This is a genomic window from Myxococcus sp. AM009, assembly GCF_013372605.1.
Classification (GTDB): domain Bacteria; phylum Myxococcota; class Myxococcia; order Myxococcales; family Myxococcaceae; genus Myxococcus; species Myxococcus vastator.
Genome location: NZ_JABXEP010000501.1, coordinates 1 through 405, shown reverse-complemented (window position 1 = coordinate 405; position 405 = coordinate 1). Strand labels below are relative to the sequence as shown.

The window sequence follows — 405 nt, the reverse complement described above, 5'->3', positions numbered from 1 at the left end:
GAGCTATGAGTCGGACTCGGCGGCCCCGCAGCTCACCGAGGTGCTGAGCATGGCGGCGGGGGCCTTCGTCAGCGCGGCCCAGGCACGCGGGCCCGGAGTGCTCGACCTGGACCTGGTCGACGGCTTCCGCGGACTCGTCCTCGCGGTGGCCATGCGGCGGCTCGGCCGGGACGAAGCCTTCCGTCTTTTCGGGCGGGAGAACGTCGTCAAGAGCCGCAACCAGTACCGCACGCTCCGCCGGGAGCTCGAGCGGCTCGAGGCCCTCTACAAGACCCTGGGCCTCGCGGGCCCTCCCTTCTCGGACCTGCTGGAGGGCGGAGCCGACCCGGTGGAGACATGAGCCCCGGGGGAGTCGAGCCGGCCTGGCCTTCTCCCCTTCCCCCGGCGTGACGCTCAGTGCCCGGG

1 pseudogene is annotated in these 405 nt (G+C 72.8%); it reads left to right on the top strand.

Going from position 1 to position 405, the window contains the following annotated elements:
- A pseudogene (locus HV824_RS36595) lies at positions 1–340 on the top strand (sigma-54-dependent Fis family transcriptional regulator); the annotation flags it as partial.
- Positions 341–405 lie beyond the last annotated feature (65 nt).